The organism is Streptomyces sp. BHT-5-2, assembly GCF_019774615.1.
Lineage (GTDB): Bacteria > Actinomycetota > Actinomycetes > Streptomycetales > Streptomycetaceae > Streptomyces.
Window position 1 is genome coordinate 2,575,656 of record NZ_CP081496.1, and the last position, 16,619, is coordinate 2,592,274.

General features: G+C 67.3%; 12 protein-coding genes and 1 pseudogene. 10 read left to right on the forward strand and 3 right to left on the reverse strand.

The features are described 5' to 3' along the window. Positions 1-86: 86 nt before the first annotated feature. Positions 87-1,586 (reverse strand): APC family permease, encoded by a 1,500-nt coding sequence (locus tag K2224_RS11485; protein WP_221906466.1) that lies wholly within the window; start codon positions 1,584-1,586, stop codon positions 87-89. A 74-nt stretch (positions 1,587-1,660) separates the two neighbouring features. Between K2224_RS11485 and K2224_RS11490 the strand changes: the two genes are divergently transcribed. Further along, the gene (locus tag K2224_RS11490) at positions 1,661-2,662 is read left to right on the forward strand and encodes a 4-hydroxy-3-methylbut-2-enyl diphosphate reductase (protein WP_221906467.1); all 1,002 of its coding nucleotides are present in this window, start codon (positions 1,661-1,663) and stop codon (positions 2,660-2,662) included. Positions 2,663-2,753: 91 nt separating this feature from the next. Continuing rightward, positions 2,754-3,497: pseudogene (gene ppgK, locus K2224_RS11495) on the forward strand (polyphosphate--glucose phosphotransferase); the annotation flags it as partial. Positions 3,498-3,546: 49 nt separating this feature from the next. On the opposite strand, the gene K2224_RS40380 reads toward ppgK, so the two are convergent. After that, positions 3,547-4,443 carry a DUF6542 domain-containing protein gene (locus K2224_RS40380; RefSeq protein ID WP_260692529.1) on the reverse strand — a complete coding sequence of 299 codons (897 nt, stop codon included), beginning with the start codon at positions 4,441-4,443 and terminating at the stop codon, positions 3,547-3,549. 270 nt (positions 4,444-4,713) lie between these two features. Between K2224_RS40380 and ychF the strand changes: the two genes are divergently transcribed. The 6 genes from ychF to K2224_RS11525 all read left to right on the forward strand — a co-directional run bounded on the left by ychF (position 4,714) and on the right by K2224_RS11525 (position 15,024). Then, positions 4,714-5,802, forward strand: a complete 1,089-nt coding sequence (gene ychF, locus K2224_RS11500) for a redox-regulated ATPase YchF (protein ID WP_221906469.1) — start codon at positions 4,714-4,716, stop codon at positions 5,800-5,802. A 288-nt stretch (positions 5,803-6,090) separates the two neighbouring features. Continuing rightward, on the forward strand, positions 6,091-7,836 hold the full coding sequence (locus K2224_RS11505; RefSeq protein ID WP_221906470.1) for a class I SAM-dependent DNA methyltransferase: 1,746 nt from the start codon (positions 6,091-6,093) through the stop codon (positions 7,834-7,836). Next, positions 7,833-9,128 (forward strand): restriction endonuclease subunit S, encoded by a 1,296-nt coding sequence (locus tag K2224_RS11510; RefSeq protein ID WP_221906471.1) that lies wholly within the window; start codon positions 7,833-7,835, stop codon positions 9,126-9,128. The genes K2224_RS11505 and K2224_RS11510 overlap by 4 nt, the downstream gene beginning before the upstream one ends. After that, complete coding sequence (locus K2224_RS11515) at positions 9,128-12,715, forward strand: type I restriction endonuclease subunit R (protein ID WP_260692530.1); 3,588 nt, start codon at positions 9,128-9,130, stop codon at positions 12,713-12,715. The genes K2224_RS11510 and K2224_RS11515 overlap by 1 nt, the downstream gene beginning before the upstream one ends. 3 nt (positions 12,716-12,718) lie before the next feature. Further along, a complete protein-coding gene (locus K2224_RS11520; protein ID WP_221906472.1) occupies positions 12,719-13,999 on the forward strand; it encodes a CHAT domain-containing protein in 1,281 nt (426 codons plus the stop codon). Then, positions 13,996-15,024 carry a hypothetical protein gene (locus K2224_RS11525; protein WP_221906473.1) on the forward strand — a complete coding sequence of 343 codons (1,029 nt, stop codon included), beginning with the start codon at positions 13,996-13,998 and terminating at the stop codon, positions 15,022-15,024. Before K2224_RS11520 ends, K2224_RS11525 begins: the two co-directional genes overlap by 4 nt. Positions 15,025-15,353: 329 nt before the next feature. Here the strand turns inward: K2224_RS11525 and K2224_RS11530 are convergent, their stop codons facing one another. Continuing rightward, complete coding sequence (locus K2224_RS11530) at positions 15,354-15,722, reverse strand: hypothetical protein (protein WP_221909973.1); 369 nt, start codon at positions 15,720-15,722, stop codon at positions 15,354-15,356. A 22-nt stretch (positions 15,723-15,744) separates the two neighbouring features. Here K2224_RS11530 and K2224_RS11535 point away from each other — a divergent pair, with 22 nt between their 5' ends. Further along, positions 15,745-15,891: a hypothetical protein gene (locus K2224_RS11535; RefSeq protein WP_260692531.1), complete on the forward strand. Its 147-nt coding sequence runs from the start codon at positions 15,745-15,747 to the stop codon at positions 15,889-15,891. Continuing rightward, a complete protein-coding gene (locus K2224_RS41585) occupies positions 15,888-16,466 on the forward strand; it encodes a helix-turn-helix domain-containing protein (protein ID WP_399018318.1) in 579 nt (192 codons plus the stop codon). Before K2224_RS11535 ends, K2224_RS41585 begins: the two co-directional genes overlap by 4 nt. Positions 16,467-16,619 lie beyond the last annotated feature (153 nt).

The window sequence follows — 16,619 nt, forward strand, 5'->3', positions numbered from 1 at the left end:
TCGTCGCGTGGCCGGTCCCCGCCGCCGCTGCCGCGTGCGGCGCCGCCCCGCGCGCCGCTGCCACCGGGCCCTTGCGCCCCCGGCCCTCAATCGCGGGGCGGGCGGGACTCCCCGGACGAGCCGGAATCTCCGGACGGGCCGGGGCCGACGGACGGGCCGGGGCCGACGGACGGGCCGGGGCCGACCGACGAGCCGGGGCCTACTGGCGAGCCGGAATCTCCGGACGAGCCGAATTTCCGTACCGCCAGCACCACCAGTCCCACCAGCAGCCAGGCACCGCCCACGGCCTGCGCGGTCGGCGACGCCTCGACGATCGCCGCGATCACCACCGCCAACCCGGCCAGCGGTACCACCACATGCCGCAGCACACTCGGCGCCGCGGCCTGCCGGCGGATCCGGAACCATCCGATCACCGAGGCGTGCAGCAGGGCGAACGCGCTCAGCGCGCCGACGTTCACGATCGACGACAGCCGGTCCAGACCGTCGTCCCGGGTCGCCGCCCAGACCGCCGCCACCAGCGTCACCAGCGCCGCCCCCAGCAGCGCCCGGCGCGGCACCCCGCTGCCCGGGTCCACCTTCGCCAGCGCCCCCGGCAGCCGCCGGTCCCGGGCCATCGCGAACAGCAGTCGCCCGGCTGCGGCCTGCCCGGCCAGCGCCGCGAACGCCGCCCCGACCGCCTTGCTCACCGCCACCAGATCGTGCAGCCAGCCGCCCACCGCGACGTCCACCGTCGTATAGAAGGCGGCCCCCTGCTCACCCGGTTTCGCGGCCAGCTCGGCGGCGCTCATCGGGGCCAACAGCGCCGCCAGGTACGTCTGCACGGCGAACAGCGTCCCCGCCACCACCAGGCACGTCACCACGGCCCGAGCCACCCGCCGCGAACCTCCGGAAGCCTCCTCCGCGAACGAGGCGATCGCGTCGAAGCCCAGATACGACAGCACCGCCACCGACACCGCCGCCAGCACCGCGTCGAGCGAGAAGCCGCCCTCGCCGGTCAGCGGCGCCGCCCAGCCGCGCTGCGCCCCGTGCACGGCCAGCGCCCATCCCGCCGCCACCACGAAGACCACCAGCGCCGCGATCTCCAGGGCCAGCACCGCGAACCCGACCACCGCCGCGGCCCGCACCCCCCGGAGGTTCAGCAGCGTGGTGACCACCACCGCGGCCGCCGTCCACACCCACTGGTGCACCTGCGGCACCAGGGCGTGCAGCGCGATGCCGGAGAAGAGGTAGGCCACCGCGGGGATCAGCAGGTAGTCCAGCATCGCCAGCCACCCGGCGACGAACCCCGCGCCCTCGCCCAGGCCGGCCCGGGCGTACGCGTACACCGACCCGGCCCTGGGGACGACCCGCACCATCTGCGCATAGGAGTACGCCGTGAACGCCATCGCCACCGTGGCGACCACGTAGACGACCGTGATCGCGCCGTGCGAGGTGGCCTGGAGGGTGCCGAAGATGCCCACCGGCGCCATCGGCGCGATGAACAGCAGCCCGTAGACGACCAGATCCCGGAACGACAGCGTCCGGCGTAGTTCCCCGGTGCCGCTGTCCGCCTCGTCGCCCACGGCCGCGCCGACTGTTTCGGGCATCCCGCCTCCTCACGTGCTCCCCACCAGTCTGGGCCACCGGTGCCGGGCGCCCCGCGCCCGGCACCGGCCGTACGATGGGACCCATGTCTGCTACTCCCGGTCCGCAGCCCAGCCGCAAGGTCCTCCTCGCCGCCCCGCGCGGCTACTGCGCGGGTGTGGACCGCGCGGTGATCGCCGTCGAGAAAGCCCTGGAACAGTACGGCGCTCCCGTTTACGTGCGCCACGAGATCGTCCACAACAAGTACGTCGTGAAGACCCTGGAGAAGAAGGGCGCCATCTTCGTCGAGGAGACGGAGGAGGTCCCCGAGGGCAACATCGTGATCTTCTCCGCGCACGGCGTCGCCCCCGTCGTCCACGAGGAGGCCGAGCGCGGCAGGCTCGCCACCATCGACGCGACCTGCCCCCTGGTCACCAAGGTCCACAAGGAAGCCGTCCGCTACGCCAAGGAGGACTACGACATCCTCCTGATCGGCCACGAGGGCCACGAGGAGGTCATCGGCACCAGCGGCGAGGCCCCCGAGCACATCCAGCTGGTCGACGGCCCCAAGGACGTCGCGAACGTCGAGGTGCGCGACCCGGACAAGGTCGTCTGGCTCTCCCAGACCACGCTCTCCGTGGACGAGACCATGGAGACCGTCGACGCCCTCCAGGGCCGCTTCCCCAACCTCCTCTCGCCGCCCAGCGACGACATCTGCTACGCCACCCAGAACCGCCAGCAGGCCGTCAAGCAGATGGGCGCCCAGGCCGACCTCGTGATCGTCGTCGGCTCCCGCAACTCCTCGAACTCCAAGCGCCTGGTGGAGGTCGCCCTCGGCGCCGGCGCCCGGTCCTCGTACCTCGTCGACTACGCCGAGGAGATCGACGAGAGCTGGCTGGACGGCGTCGGCACCGTCGGCGTCACCTCCGGCGCCTCCGTCCCCGAGATCCTCGTCGACGGCGTCCTCGAATGGCTCGCCGCCCGCGGCTACGAGGACGTCGAGACGATCACCGCCGCCGAGGAGTCCATCGCCTTCTCGCTCCCCAAGGAGCTCCGCCGCGACCTCCGCGCCGAGGCCCGCTCCGCCGTCGAGGACTGACCCCGCCGCCGAGGCACGACCACCGGCACCCCGCCCGCCGTCTCTCCCCATACCGGGAGCGGCGGGCGGCGTTCGTGCCTAGCCTTTTCCCATGAGGGTCTTCGGTGTGGACATCGGCGGATCGGGCATCAAGGGCGGGCCGGTCGATCTGGAGCGCGGCGAGCTGACCGACAAGCGCTACAAGGTGCTGACCCCACATCCGGCCACCCCCGAGGCGGTCGCCGACTGCGTCAAGGAGGTCGTGGACCACTTCGGGTGGCCCGGCCCGGTCGGTGCGACGTTCCCCGGCGTGGTCACCGGCGGGGTCACCCGCACGGCCGCCAACGTCGACAGACGCTGGATCGGCACGGACGCCGCCGCGCTGCTCACCGGCCGGCTCGGCGGCCGCCCGGTCACCCTGCTCAACGACGCGGACGCGGCCGGCCTGGCCGAGATGCGGTTCGGTGCCGGCCGCGGCCGCGCCGGCACGGTCGTCGTCCTCACCTTCGGCACCGGTATCGGCAGCGCCGTCTTCACCGACGGCCGGCTCGTCCCCAACACCGAGCTGGGCCACCTGGAGCTGCACGGCCACGAAGCCGAGAAGCGCGCCTCCACCAAGGCCAAGGAGGACGAGGACCTCAACTGGCAGCAGTGGGCGAACCGGGTCCGCAAGTACCTCGCGCACGTCGAGATGCTGTTCTCGCCCGGACTGTTCGTGATCGGCGGCGGGGTGAGCCGCAAGGCGGAGAAGTTCCTGCCGCTGATCGAGGGCATCAGGGCCGAGATCGTCCCGGCGCGGCTGCAGAACGACGCGGGGATCGTGGGCGCCGCGATGGCCGCCCACGTCTCCGGGGCGGGCGGGGCGGGCACCCCCGGCTCCGCCGGAGCCGTGGGGGCCGGGCCGCCTACAGGCGCGCCACCCGCCGCGGACGGCCCCCGGCCCGGGAGTGCTCCGGGGACCGCGGCCCGGACCCGCCCGGTCGAGGGGACGCCGCCCGCCGACCGGGCCCGGGACGCCGTTGTCGACTCACCGGTCGGCTGGCCCGACCGCCGGCGATGAGCAGCGCCTTGCGGACCAGCACCAGCAGCGCGCAGATCAGCGTGCCCCCGTAGAGCCAGCCGGCGTTCAGCGCGAGGACGGTGAAGACGCCGACCAGCAGCCCGGGGAAGCCCGTCGGACCGTGCTGCACCGGCAGCGTGCCGAGAGCGAACGCGATCGGCAGCGCGACCGGCGCGGCCGCCAGGTCCAAGGGCCGCACCCACGCCCCGGCCGCCACGCCGACCAGCAGGAAGAACGCCCCGTACGCGCCCTGCGCCCCGTCCAGCAGCCAGCGGTCCAGGAAACCGAAGAGCAGCAGCGCGGCGGTGGCCAGCAGCCCGCAGCCCAGGCCGGTGAGCTTGGCGGCCGGCATCCGGCGGAGCAGCCCGGGCGCCGGGGGGCGCCGCGGGCCGGCGCGGTAGACGGCCGCGACCTCCTCGCCGTCGGCCGGCGGCGAGGGAGCCGGGCGCGGCATCCACTCGCCCGCCCCCGGCTCCGTTCCCGTTTCCGGCCTCGCGGCCGACGGCCGGGCCGGTGCCCGGTGCTCCGCCGGCCCGGGGGCGTAGCCGCGGGCCGTGACCTCGGTGCCGGACGGTACGGAGGCATAGCCGGAGGCCCGCATCGCGGACAGGAAGGCGTCGTCGGGATCGGGGGCCACGGCCTCCGCGGGGCGCGGGAGCCGGGTGTCCGTGTCGGGGCCGCCGCTCCGCGGCCGGCCGTGCGGGGACGTGCGCGCTTGGGGTTGCTCGACATGTTGCTCCACGCCGCCACGGTAGGCCGCTAAGTGGGATTAATTGGTCATGAGACACGCGGTTTGACCCCCCTTGGGGGCACCGTTAGGCGGCCCGGCGCACGTCGGGGGAGTGCGCGGGACGCCGGGCGCCCTCCCCGGGGCCGCGTCCGGGCCGCCCGGTCCGGTGGGGCTCGCCCAGTAGACTGGTGGATCGGCCGTCCCCGGCCGGGCCCGGTCCGCCGGCCCGGACCGGTGAGCGGCCCGCCCTTCGCCCACCACCAGCTCCGGGAAGTCGCCACCGTGTCGCTCACGATCGGAATCGTCGGTCTGCCCAATGTCGGCAAGTCGACCCTGTTCAACGCCCTGACCAAGAACGACGTGCTGGCGGCCAACTACCCGTTCGCCACCATCGAGCCGAACGTCGGCGTGGTCGGCGTCCCCGACCCCCGCCTCACCAGGCTCGCCGAGATCTTCGGCTCCGCGCGGCTGCTGCCGGCCACCGTCGACTTCGTCGACATCGCCGGCATCGTCCGGGGCGCCTCCGAGGGCGAGGGCCTGGGCAACAAGTTCCTCGCCAACATCCGCGAGTCCGACGCGATCTGCCAGGTCATCCGCGCCTTCAAGGACGAGAACGTCGTCCACGTCGATGGCAAGGTCTCGCCCAAGAGCGACATCGAGACCATCAACACCGAGCTGATCCTCGCCGACCTCCAGACCATCGAAAAGGTGCTGCCGCGCCTCCAGAAGGAGTCGCGCATCAAGAAGGACGTGGCCCCCAAGGTCAAGGCCGTCGAGGAGGCCAAGGCCATCCTGGAGGAGGGCCGCACCCTCTTCGCCGCCGGCTACGTCCAGGGCACCGAGAAGACCGAGCTGCTGCACGACCTCCACCTCCTCACCACCAAGCCCTTCCTCTACGTCTTCAACGTCGACGAGGAAGAGCTCACCGACGAGGACTTCAAGAACGAGCAGCGCGCCCTGGTCGCCCCCGCCGAGGCGATCTTCCTCAACGCCAAGCTGGAGGCCGATCTGGCCGAGCTGGACGACGAGGAGGCCCTGGAGCTCCTCCAGTCCGTCGGCCAGGAGGAGCCGGGCCTGGCCACCCTCGCCCACGTCGGCTTCCGCACCCTGGGCCTGCAGACCTACCTGACCGCCGGTCCCAAGGAGTCCCGCGCCTGGACGATCAAGAAGGGCGCCACCGCCCCCGAGGCCGCCGGTGTGATCCACACCGACTTCCAGAAGGGCTTCATCAAGGCCGAGGTCATCTCCTTCGCCGACCTCGTCGAAACCGGCTCCGTCGCCGAGGCCCGCGCCGCCGGCAAGGCCCGCATGGAGGGCAAGGACTACATCATGCAGGACGGCGATGTGGTGGAGTTCCGCTTCAACGTGTAGCGGGTGACTTAGCACCACTTCGCTGATCTGGCAAACGTGCAGGTCAGAGAGGGTCCGGCTCTTCGGGGTCGGGCCCTTAGTTTTTCCCGTGCTGGGATGGTGCTGGGATAGCTGACCCCTCGTCACCTGTCGTCATCCCTGGTCATCCGTACCGTGCTGGAATTGTGCTGGGACGTGGATGCGGCGCCGGTGCTGGGTTCTGCTCTGGTGAGTGGCCGAACCGTGGGACGGCGACTGCTGGCTCTGGCAAAGTGATCGGCACTGCAAGACGATTCTCGTGAGGAACTTGTGAGCGCGCTCGGTAGCTTCATCTGGTCTATCGCTGACCAACTTCGGGGCCCCTATCGCCCCAACCAGTACGGGACCGTGGTCCTCCCGTTTACGATCCTGCGGCGGCTCGACTGCATCCTTGAGCCCGATCAGGCGACGGTGCGAGAGCTGGCAGCGAAGTTCGAGAACCCGAACCGGCTCAAGGTCGAGGTTAAGAAGGCCACGGGGCGGACCTTCTACAACACCTCCAACTACTCGTTCGCGAACCTGCTAGCCGACGCGGACGGGCTGGCGGACAATCTTGCCGACTACATCGACCGGTTCTCCAGCGATGTGGACGTGTTCGAGTACTTCGACTTCAAGAAGGAGATCCTGGCTCTGGAGAAGGCCGGGCTCCTACGCGAGATCGTCAAGTCCTTCGGCAAGGTCGACCTCCACCCTGATGTGGTGTCGAACTCCGACATGGGCGACGCCTTCGAATACATCATCCGCAAGTTCAACGAGGCAGCGAACGAGACCTCCGGCGACCACTACACGCCGCGCGATGCGATCCGGCTGCTGGTCGACCTGCTCTTCGCGGAGAAGGACGTCGACCTCACCGAGGGCGGCATCATCCGAACGCTGTACGACCCCACCGCTGGCACCGGCGGCATGCTCTCCCTGGCAGAGGAGCACCTGCTCGCAGGGAACCCCAACGCGAAGCTGGGCCTGTACGGTCAGGAGTACAACCCGCAGTCGTACGCCATCTGCAAGTCCGACCTGCTTGCCAAGGGCCACGACGCGACCAACATCGCCTTCGGTAACACGCTCACCGACGACGCCTTCAAGGGCCGCCAGTTCGACTACTGCATGTCCAACCCGCCCTACGGTGTGGACTGGAAGCAGTACGCCAAGGCGGTCAAGGAGGAGCGCGACTCCGCCGGCCCCTACGGCCGCTTCGCGCCGGGCCTCCCCGCGACTTCCGACGGGCAGATGCTCTTCCTGCTCCACCTGGCCCACAAAATGCGCGCGCCCGAGGATGGTGGCGGCCGCGTCGGCATCGTCATGAACGGCTCTCCGCTCTTCAACGGCGCCGCCGAATCCGGCCCTTCCAACATCCGCCGGTGGCTGCTGGAGAACGACCTCGTCGAGGCGATCGTCGCCCTGCCGACCAACATGTTCTTCAACACCGGCATCGCCACCTACATCTGGATTCTGGACAACACCAAGCACGCCGACCGCCAGGGCAAGGTGCAGCTGATCGACGGCACGTCGTTCTGGACCAAGATGCGCAAGAACCTCGGCGCCAAGGGACGCGAGATCAGCGACGCCGACCGCGCCGAGGTCCTGCGGCTGTACGACGACTTCGAGGACGCCGATCCCGAGCTCTCCAAGGTGCTGCGCAACGACGAGTTCGGCTACTGGACGGTCACCGTCGAGCGCCCCCTGCTGGACGAGGGCGGGAACCCTGTCGTCAACCGCAAGGGCGAACCGAAGCCCGATTCGAAGAAGCGCGACACGGAGAACGTGCCCTTCACCTACGGCGGCTCGACCGCCGGCGCGGCGGCGGAGCGCGAAGTCATCCAGGCGTACTTCGATGCGGAGGTGAAGCCGCACGTTCCCGACGCCTGGATCGACTGGGCCAAGACCAAGACGGGTTACGAGATCCCCTTCACGCGGCACTTCTACAAGTACGTTCCGCCTCGTCCGCTCGCGGAGATCGACGCCGACCTGGAGAAGCAGGTTGCCAAGATCCTCGATCTGCTGCGGGAGGTTGAGGGATGACACGAGCACAGTTTGATCTTGAGCAGGCTTGGGCCGGCAACGTCCCATCCCACTGGCGCTGGAGTAGAAACAAAGAACTCCTGGCAGAGTCGCTGTCTGTCTCGCCCGAAGGCACAGAGGAACTTCTCAGCGTGTCGCATCTGACTGGGATCACCCCGAGGTCAGAGAAGAACGTGACGATGACTGCTGCGGAGAGCCTCGATGGCTACCGCCTCGTGGAGGCGGGCGATCTCGTCATTAATACGATGTGGGCGTGGATGGGGGCGCTCGGCGTCTCGAAGCAGGCTGGCATCGTGAGCCCTGCGTACGGTGTGTACAGGCCGCGTCCGAACGCAGCCTTCTGTCCTGGGTTTTACGACTACCTCTACCGATCGACGCCGTACGTGATGGAGATGACTCGCCTCTCCCGCGGCATCTGGTCGTCGCGCCTTCGGATCTACCCTGACGTCTTCCTCAGCATGGCGATCCCAGTGCCGCCGCTGGAAGAACAGCGCGCCATCGCCGACTACCTCGACCGCGAGACGTCCCGCATCGACACACTCATCGAGGAGCAGCAGCGGCTAATCGAGATGCTCCGCGAGCGGCGGTTTGCGCTCCGTGTCAGCGTCGCCTTGCATGGAACGGCTCAGACCGAAGAAGTCGAGAGCCCTCTTCCCTGGGCAAAGAAACTGCCAGCACACTGGCGCGTTGTCCCGCTCACCTCAGTCGCTGAACTTGAAAGCGGACATACACCGAGCCGCTCGCGCGAGGACTGGTGGCAGGACTGTCATATCCCGTGGGTAAGCCTCCACGATGTTGGGATGATACGGGGCGTTAAATACCTGCACGACACGGCTCAGCGCATCAGTGATGCCGGGATTGCCAACAGCTCCGCCCGTCTTCTCCCGGCACGAACTGTCGTCCTCTCACGAGACGCGACTGTCGGGCGTACGGCGATCATGGGTGTTCCGATGGCGACGTCGCAACACTTCGCGGCATGGGTATGCGGACCAGATCTGGACCCCGAGTACCTCTGGGTTTTGTTTGAAGATGCGATGCAACCCTTCTTCGACTCGTTCCAGAACGGATCAACCATCCGAACCATCGGCATGGGAGATCTGAAAGCCTTCCGCATCCCACTTCCACCGCTCGACGAGCAGCGCCGCATCGTCGAATGCCTGGACGAGGAGACCTCGAAAATCGACATGCTCATCGAAGAGGCCGCACGGTTCATCGAACTCTCAAAGGAACGCCGATCGGCACTGATCACGGCGGCCGTGACAGGACAGATCGACGTACGAGAGGCGGCGTAATGGCCGACCACAACGAGGCGGTCTTCGAGAAGGAGATCTGCGAGTACCTCGAGGCACGCGGCTGGCTGTACTCGGTGAACGATCACGACGGCGGCGAGTACGACCGCGAGCGGGCGCTGTTCCCGGCGGATCTGTTCGCGTGGCTGGAGGCGACGCAGAAGCCGGCGTACGAGAAGGCGCTGAAGGCGGCGGGGTCGCAGGCGAAGTTTCTTGACGTGCTGGCCGCAGCGTTGGACAAGCCCCTGGAACATGGTGGCGGGACGCTGAACATCCTGCGCAACGGGGTCCAGTACATCGGTGGCGGCCGGTTGAAGATGGCGCAGTTTCGTCCCGAGACCTCGCTCAACTCAACCACCGTGTCGCATTACGAGTCGATGCGGGTGCGGGTGGTGCGGCAGGTGCACTTCTCGACTGCCGACCAGCGCACCATCGATCTGGTGTTCTTCGTCAACGGGCTCCCGGTGGCCACGGTGGAGCTGAAGACCGACTTCACCCAGTCGCTGGACGAGGCGATCAACCAGTACAAGCATGACCGCAACCCGCTGACGAACGGGCGCCCGGAGCCGCTGCTGTCGTTCGGTCACCGGGCGCTGGTGCACTTCGCGGTCTCCAACGGCCTAGCGGCCATGACCACGAAGCTGGAGGGGGACAAGACCCACTTCCTTCCGTTCAACATCGGCTTCGACAGTGGTGCCGGCAACCCGCCTGGCGCGGACGATGGGTCGGCGACGGCGTACCTATGGGAACGCGTCTGGGAGAAGCACGCTTGGCTGAACGTCATCGGGCGGCTGATGATCGTGCAGACCAAGGAGGAGTGGGACGTCACCACCGGCACCTCCGTGCGACGTACGAGCATGCTCTTCCCGCGCTTCCACCAGTGGGAGGCCGTCACGAGCATTGTCGCCGCAGTGAAGGAGGAGGGTGTCGGGCACCGGTACTTGATCGAGCACTCGGCCGGGTCAGGGAAGACGAACACCATCGCCTGGACCGCCCACGGGCTGGCCCGACTACATGATGCCGACGACAAGAAGGTCTTCGACTCCGTCATCGTGGTCGTGGACCGTACCGTGCTCGACTCCCAGCTGCAGGATGCGATTCGGCAGATCGACGGGAACAAGAAGATTGTCGCGACGATCAGCCCCGAGGACGTTCGCAAGGCTGGCGCGAAGTCGAAGTCGGGTCTGCTGGCACAGGCGTTGAAGAACGGCGAGCTCATCATCGCGGTGACGGTGCAGACCTTCCCGCATGCGTTGGAAGAGATCCGGACCGACGCCGGCCTGAAGGGCAAGCGATTCGCCGTCATCGCCGATGAGGCGCACTCCTCCCAGTCGGGCCAGATCTCCTCGAAGCTGAAGCAGGTGCTGACAGCCGAGGAGGTCAAGGAGATCGAGGAGGGCGGCGAGGTCGATGTGGAGTCGGTGCTGGCTTCGGAGATGACCGAGCGGGCCGAATCGGAGAACATCTCCTACTTCGCTTTCACTGCGACGCCGAAGAACAAGACCCTTGAACTGTTCGGCCGCAAGGGGCCCGACGGGAAGCCGCACGAGTTCCACCTGTACTCGATGAAGCAGGCGATCGAGGAGGGCTACATCCTCGACGTACTCAAGGGCTATCAGTCCTACGACACTGCGCTGCAGATCGCCGGCAAGGCCGAGGCCGGTGACGGAGGCGAGGTCGAGGAGGCCGCCGCCCGCAAGGGGCTGATGAGGTGGGTTCAGCTCCACCCGACGAACGTCAGCCAGAAGGTGCAGATTGTCGTCGAGCACTTCCATGCCAACGTCGCCTACCTCCTCGAAGGCAAGGCGAAGGCGATGGTGGTGACCGACTCGCGCAAGTCCGCGGTGAAGTACAAGCTGGCGATAGATGCGTACATCGCCAAGCGCCGCGCCGAGGACGCCTCGTACAACTACCGCACCCTGGTCGCTTTTTCGGGCGGGGTGACGATGCCCGAGGACGAGACCTGGCACAGCGACTGGGGTCCGCAACCATCGAAGGACGACGAGTTCACCGAGGCCAATATGAACCCCGGTGCCGGGGCTGATCTGGCGGCCGCCTTCAAGGGCGACACGTACAAGATCATGCTGGTCGCCAACAAGTTCCAGACCGGCTTCGACCAGCCCTTGCTCTCGGCGATGTACGTCGACAAGAAGCTGTCGGGGGTCACCGCAGTGCAGACGCTCTCGCGTCTCAACCGTACCCACCGGACCGCTGGTGGGGAGCAGAAGCGTAAGACGTTCGTCATCGACTTCGCCAACAAGCCCGAGGACATCAAGACGGCCTTCGAGCCGTACTTCAAGAACGCGACTCTGGAGACCGAGACCGACCCGTATGTCGTCGTCCATCTGGCCAACAAGCTTGCCCAGACCGGGATCTACACCGAGGACGACGTCCGCAAGGTCGCCGAATTGTGGGTGACACGGAAGGGCAACAACGCTCTCTCGGCGGCGATCAGCCCGGCGCAGCACGACTTCCGGCGCCGCTACGCGCGGGCGATCGAGGAAGAAGACCAGGTAAAGCTTCAGGAGCTCGACCTGTTCCGAAAGGATGTCTCCACCTACGTACGGCTCTACGACTTCATGTCACAGATCGTCGACTACGGCGATCCCTACATGGAGATGCTCTCGATCTTCCTGCGCCTGTTGGAGAAGGTGATTGCCGAGTCCGCTTGGGCGGCCGACGTAGACCTCTCCGACGTGGTTTTGGTCGGGGTCAAGCACAACAAGGCGATCCCGGTCGACATCTCACTCGTGGGCGACGGGCAGCTGAAGGGCATCAGCGCCGCCGGTACGGGAGCGAAGAAGGATCCGAAGTACGTCGCACTTCAGGTCGTCATAGACAAGATGAACGACCTCTTCGGCGCCGAAACGTTCGCTGCTTCCCAGATCAGGGAGTTCGTACAGGGCCTCTTGCAACTGCTGCTCGCCGACCCGAACCTGGTCCAGCAAACCAAGGTGAACTCTAAGAAGCAGTTCCTGGAGTCGCAGGACTTCCAAGCCGCCGTCACGGAGGCAGTCGCAGAAAACCAAGACGCCCACAACACGATGGCCGACTACTTCTTCACCGACGGGCCAGCGATCAACTCGATCATCGTTGCCCTCGCGGATGCCTTCTACGAAGCAGCGGTCGCCTCCCATGCAGTCGTCCCCTATGCAGTCGCCGGCAGCGTGGTTGATATTGACGTGGCACCTCCGGCGCTTTCGGCACCGCCACGCTGCCGCGCGCATCTGACGCTCTTGGACGACAACCCCACTGTGGGGACTCCAGTACACGTGACACTGAAGCTGATTGCTGAGCCCCAGCATCCATGGGCCCGCCCGGGGGAGCGGCCCCCGCTGGACATCGTGGCAGTGCCGTTGAGCAGCGCGGAGGTTGCACCCGCCACGATGATGTACCACCCCGGAGACGCCGAATCCGAGCAGTTCCGCTTCACGGCCCTGGAGCCCGGCACACACCGGATCCGGTTCACCCTGGTACATCACGACACAGGCACCGTCTTGCAGCAGGTGGAGTCCGACCTGTCCTTCACGGAGACGAAGCCCAGTAGGTCGGGGAATAGACAGCTGCGGCCACGCACGGGGAGGGCCTGACCGATGCCCCGTGAATTGACCACCCGCATTGTTCAGGACCCCAGCGACGGCTTCCGCTTCCTGCCGCACCTGACGACGCAGGCTCCCGATCTCCTCGTCAGCTTCGACGTCCTCGGCGGAGGCCGGATCAGGGCGCGGATGTCAGGATCGGCCGTTCCGGCACTCCACGGCACCGAACATAAGGTTGACTTGCATGCCACGCCCGATGAGGTCCATGGGGCAGCGGCCCGGCTCCGTGCCCGGTGGAAAACACAGTTCGTTGACTTCCAGCCGGTCGACGACCTGGGTCGCTCTGTACAGGGTCGACGGCGCCCGTACGCAACGTCCGCGGACCTCAGTGCCGAACCTGAGGAGGAGCTGCGCCGGATAGTGGCCGATCTGGCTCGAAGCGGGGAATCACTGCTGTTCAGCACTCTGCTGCGCGGTGACGACGAACCGACCAAGATATTCCGCAACTCCCTACGTTCGGCCCTGTCCCAGGAGGGGCTGCGGGTACGGTTCGACTCCGAACTACATCTGCCCTGGCCATTGCTGTGCACAACCGAGGATTCCACCGTGCCTGCAACCTTGCAGGTTCTTTTCACTCGCTTCCTCGGCCATCGGCATCAGATCGAGCACACCAGTGATGCCTACGCGTGGATCGGGCCGCCCGGAGCAGCCCACGAACGGCCCTCGGTCAGCCTGAACCACGACGTCCACGTGGGCAGCGCCACCCGTGCGGATGAAGTCGCGAAGGCACTGGCGGCGGGCACGGAGTACACCGTACGAACGACCTATGAGGAACTCGTCCGCGATCTGGAGAAGCCCGAGCTGGACGAGCAGTTGATGTACTTCTGGTGCCACGGAGAGTTCGTCGGCAACCCTCCCGAACCCCCGACCCTGGTCATCAAGCTCACCGACGGCGCCCCCATCGACGGCCACACCGTACGTGAGCTACGGGCCAACTACCGGCACGGTTGTTTCCGACCGCTTGTCCTACTCAACGCCTGCCACACCGGAGTCTCCGCGGCGAGTGCGGACCGAGCGTTCCTTGGGAGCATGCTCATCGAGCACGGCGCGCAGGGCGTGCTCGGGCCGCAAATCGCGATGCCGCAGGCGTTTGCCGCCGAATACGCGCTCGAGTTCGTCACCCGCTACCTTCGCGGGGCGGCGACCGCTGGCCAGATCACTCATGAGTTGGCCCGGCACTTCGCCGCCCGATACCGAAATCCCCTGGGCTTCGCCTACGGCCTGCACTGCGGCATGGATGCCCGTCTGGATCGGACAAGTGGAGGCGAGGCATGAGCCGTGTCGTCACCGTGGAGGTTGTTGACCTGGATGCAACGGGCTGGCTGCTCGACGCCGACACGGGTGAGCCTGTGCCCGAGGCCTGGCTGCGCCATTACTTCGCGGAGCGCCTCGCCCCGCCTGTCTGGGCGACGGACATATTCGTCTATGTTCACGGTTGGCAGACCTCGCCCGACTCCGCCTACCGCACCGCCGAGCGACTGTTGGCTCTGATGCAGGGCGTCCGTGCGACAGCTCCGGCCCGGTATCCGGCCCTAGCGGCCAAGGGCTTCGACCCATGGTGTGTCGTCGTGCGCTGGCCATCTTCCAGCCTGATCACCCCCACCGGCTACCGCAGGATCCGGGACCGGGCGCACGCGATGGGCGCACGCGACGGAGGAGGCCACGCCGCCCACATCCTGGGCCGACTCCTCGGCTATCTGGACGCCGAGCGCGCCGACCCTGGAGCAGCGCCCGTGCTCGCCAACCGAGATGGTCAGTACCTCCACCTCGTCGGGCACTCCTTCGGCTGCCGCTTCCTGTGCGAGGCGGTCCAATGGTCGGCAGATGCCCGCCTTGATGACACACTCGGCTGGAGCGTGACAGACCACTCGCCATCCCGCCCGTTCACCGCCGACAGCATGCTGCTATTCCAGATGGCCGCAAGCCGGGATGCGTTCCTCTCGCTCTTTCCGAACATCCTGCCGAGCAAGGCGCATGACGGCGCTCCGCTGAGGGGCCCCGTCGTCGCCACTTACTCCCGTCACGACCGGGCGACGGGGTTTTGGCACCTGCGGGCCGAGCAGCAACCCGGCATCGGACACTCCGGAATTGGTCCGGCCCCAGCGCCCATGTTCACCACACCCCTGTTGCCACTGGACGAGCGGTATCCGCACTCTGCGCTCGACCACCGTTTCGTCAACATCGACGCCTCCGACGTGTATGTTCGCGGGCGCCACCTCAATCCGGCAGGTGCCCATTCCGATCACGTGCGCGCTGAGTCGGCACACCTGCTACTCACCCTCGCGGACTACTCGCGCTGAGGAGACGGTCCAAGGTCCCCATCGCCAGAGGAGCTGCACCGTCGCGCAACTCGTGTACTCCGCCACCGCTCATCCGGTATGACTCGCGCAGCCGACCGTGGCACCGCTCACTGAACCTTGCCCCTCCCGGGCCCTTCAAAAAGACCCCACGGGGTTCGTTGGGCCCAGCCGCGTCACCAACGTCCCCGGACAGCACACCTAGTGCGCGATCGCGAACCTGAAGCGCGTGCGGTCCTTGCTCACTCGGCGCTCCACTCAAGCGGCGACGGCCGAGTAACACTGCGCCGACCGGTTCGGGGAGGCGTGCGCACACCTCCCCGAACCGGTTCTCAGCGTTCTACGCGTGCGACCTTCCGGCCCACCTTCAGGTACAATTCCGCGCCCTCGCCGACGTCGGCCTTCGCCACCACGGTGGTCAGGGTCTCCTGCACCGAGGGCTGGGTGAGTATCGTGGTCTGCTGCTCACCGTCGGCCTCGGCTATCAACCGAAGGCCGTTCTGCTGGGCGACCCGACGAACTGCGGAGACACTGGGCGTGAACTCCAGGGTTTGACTTATCAGTTGGCCCAGGGTGGCCTCACCGTGCTCCGGGAGGGAGACGACCGGGAGGTTCTGGGTGTCGCCGAAGGACCGCTTTAAGCGGGCGGCGAACTCCGCGCGGGCCTCTTCGGCGGCCTGCAGGCCGTGCAGGGCGGCCACGCCCGCGCCTGGCCGACGCGTCGTGCTGCTGACAGGCTTCCGTAAGACGAAGATGTGCGAGGAGGCCGAAGCGGACCGCGCCCGCGCCGCAGAGCGCTTGTGTGAGGCCGAGCACGAAGCCGCAGCCGAACACGCCCTCTACAGCCGCAACCTCAAGGAGAACCGATGAACCACAGCGAATGGAGGACCCGTCGTCACCGTCAGATGCTGGGTGAACACCTCGACGCTGACCCCGAGTACGACCGGGTCTACGAAGAGGCAGGCCTCGCCATGACGCTGGGCAAAGCCATCTACGACCGACGCATGCAGTTGGGCCTGAGCGAGACTGACCTGGCCGAGCGAATGCACGTCAGCGTCGATGACATCGAGGGCATCGAGACGGCCACCGAGCCGCCGCCCATCGCAGTCGTCATGCGCCTGGCCCGCGCCCTGGACGTTGCACCTTGCCGGCGGAGACGAGCCCACCGTCATGATCGCCGCCTCGGCAGCCTGAGCCGGGGAGGAGTTATGCAGGACCCATCTTCCGCACTCGCGCGCGAGCTCGGACAACTCGTCCAGGCCCGTCGTATCCAACTCGACCTATCCCAGGCGGAGCTGGCCGAGCGGTGTGGGATGAAGCAACCCCAGATCTGCCGCTTCGAAGGTGGCGGGACCGTGCCGACGCTTCCTCTCCTGCGACGCCTGGCCCACGCCCTCGGCGCAGACCTCACCATCAGCCCCACCCCGCACGACAAAGCCGCTTGACGGAATTTCGGCGTTCCTGGAATTCGCCGGAGGGCGCAGAGCGCTGACGGCAGTAGCGACGGCAACGGCCACGAATTACAGCGAACGAGCACGAACACCGAATTGCTGTCAACTCGCATCCTGACAAGCGAAGTCGCAGCATCATCCCCCCTT

Excerpts from the sequence above, each read along its gene's own strand:
- K2224_RS11490 (WP_221906467.1), top strand. The coding sequence starts at position 1,661 with ATGGGACCCATGTCTGCTACTCCCGGTCCGCAGCCCAGCCGCAAGGTC.
- K2224_RS11515 (WP_260692530.1), top strand. The coding sequence starts at position 9,128 with ATGGCCGACCACAACGAGGCGGTCTTCGAGAAGGAGATCTGCGAGTAC.
- K2224_RS11510 (WP_221906471.1), top strand. The coding sequence starts at position 7,833 with ATGACACGAGCACAGTTTGATCTTGAGCAGGCTTGGGCCGGCAACGTC.
- K2224_RS11520 (WP_221906472.1), top strand. The coding sequence starts at position 12,719 with ATGCCCCGTGAATTGACCACCCGCATTGTTCAGGACCCCAGCGACGGC.
- K2224_RS41585 (WP_399018318.1), top strand. The coding sequence starts at position 15,888 with ATGAACCACAGCGAATGGAGGACCCGTCGTCACCGTCAGATGCTGGGT.
- K2224_RS11485 (WP_221906466.1), bottom strand. The coding sequence starts at position 1,586 with ATGCCCGAAACAGTCGGCGCGGCCGTGGGCGACGAGGCGGACAGCGGC.
- K2224_RS11525 (WP_221906473.1), top strand. The coding sequence starts at position 13,996 with ATGAGCCGTGTCGTCACCGTGGAGGTTGTTGACCTGGATGCAACGGGC.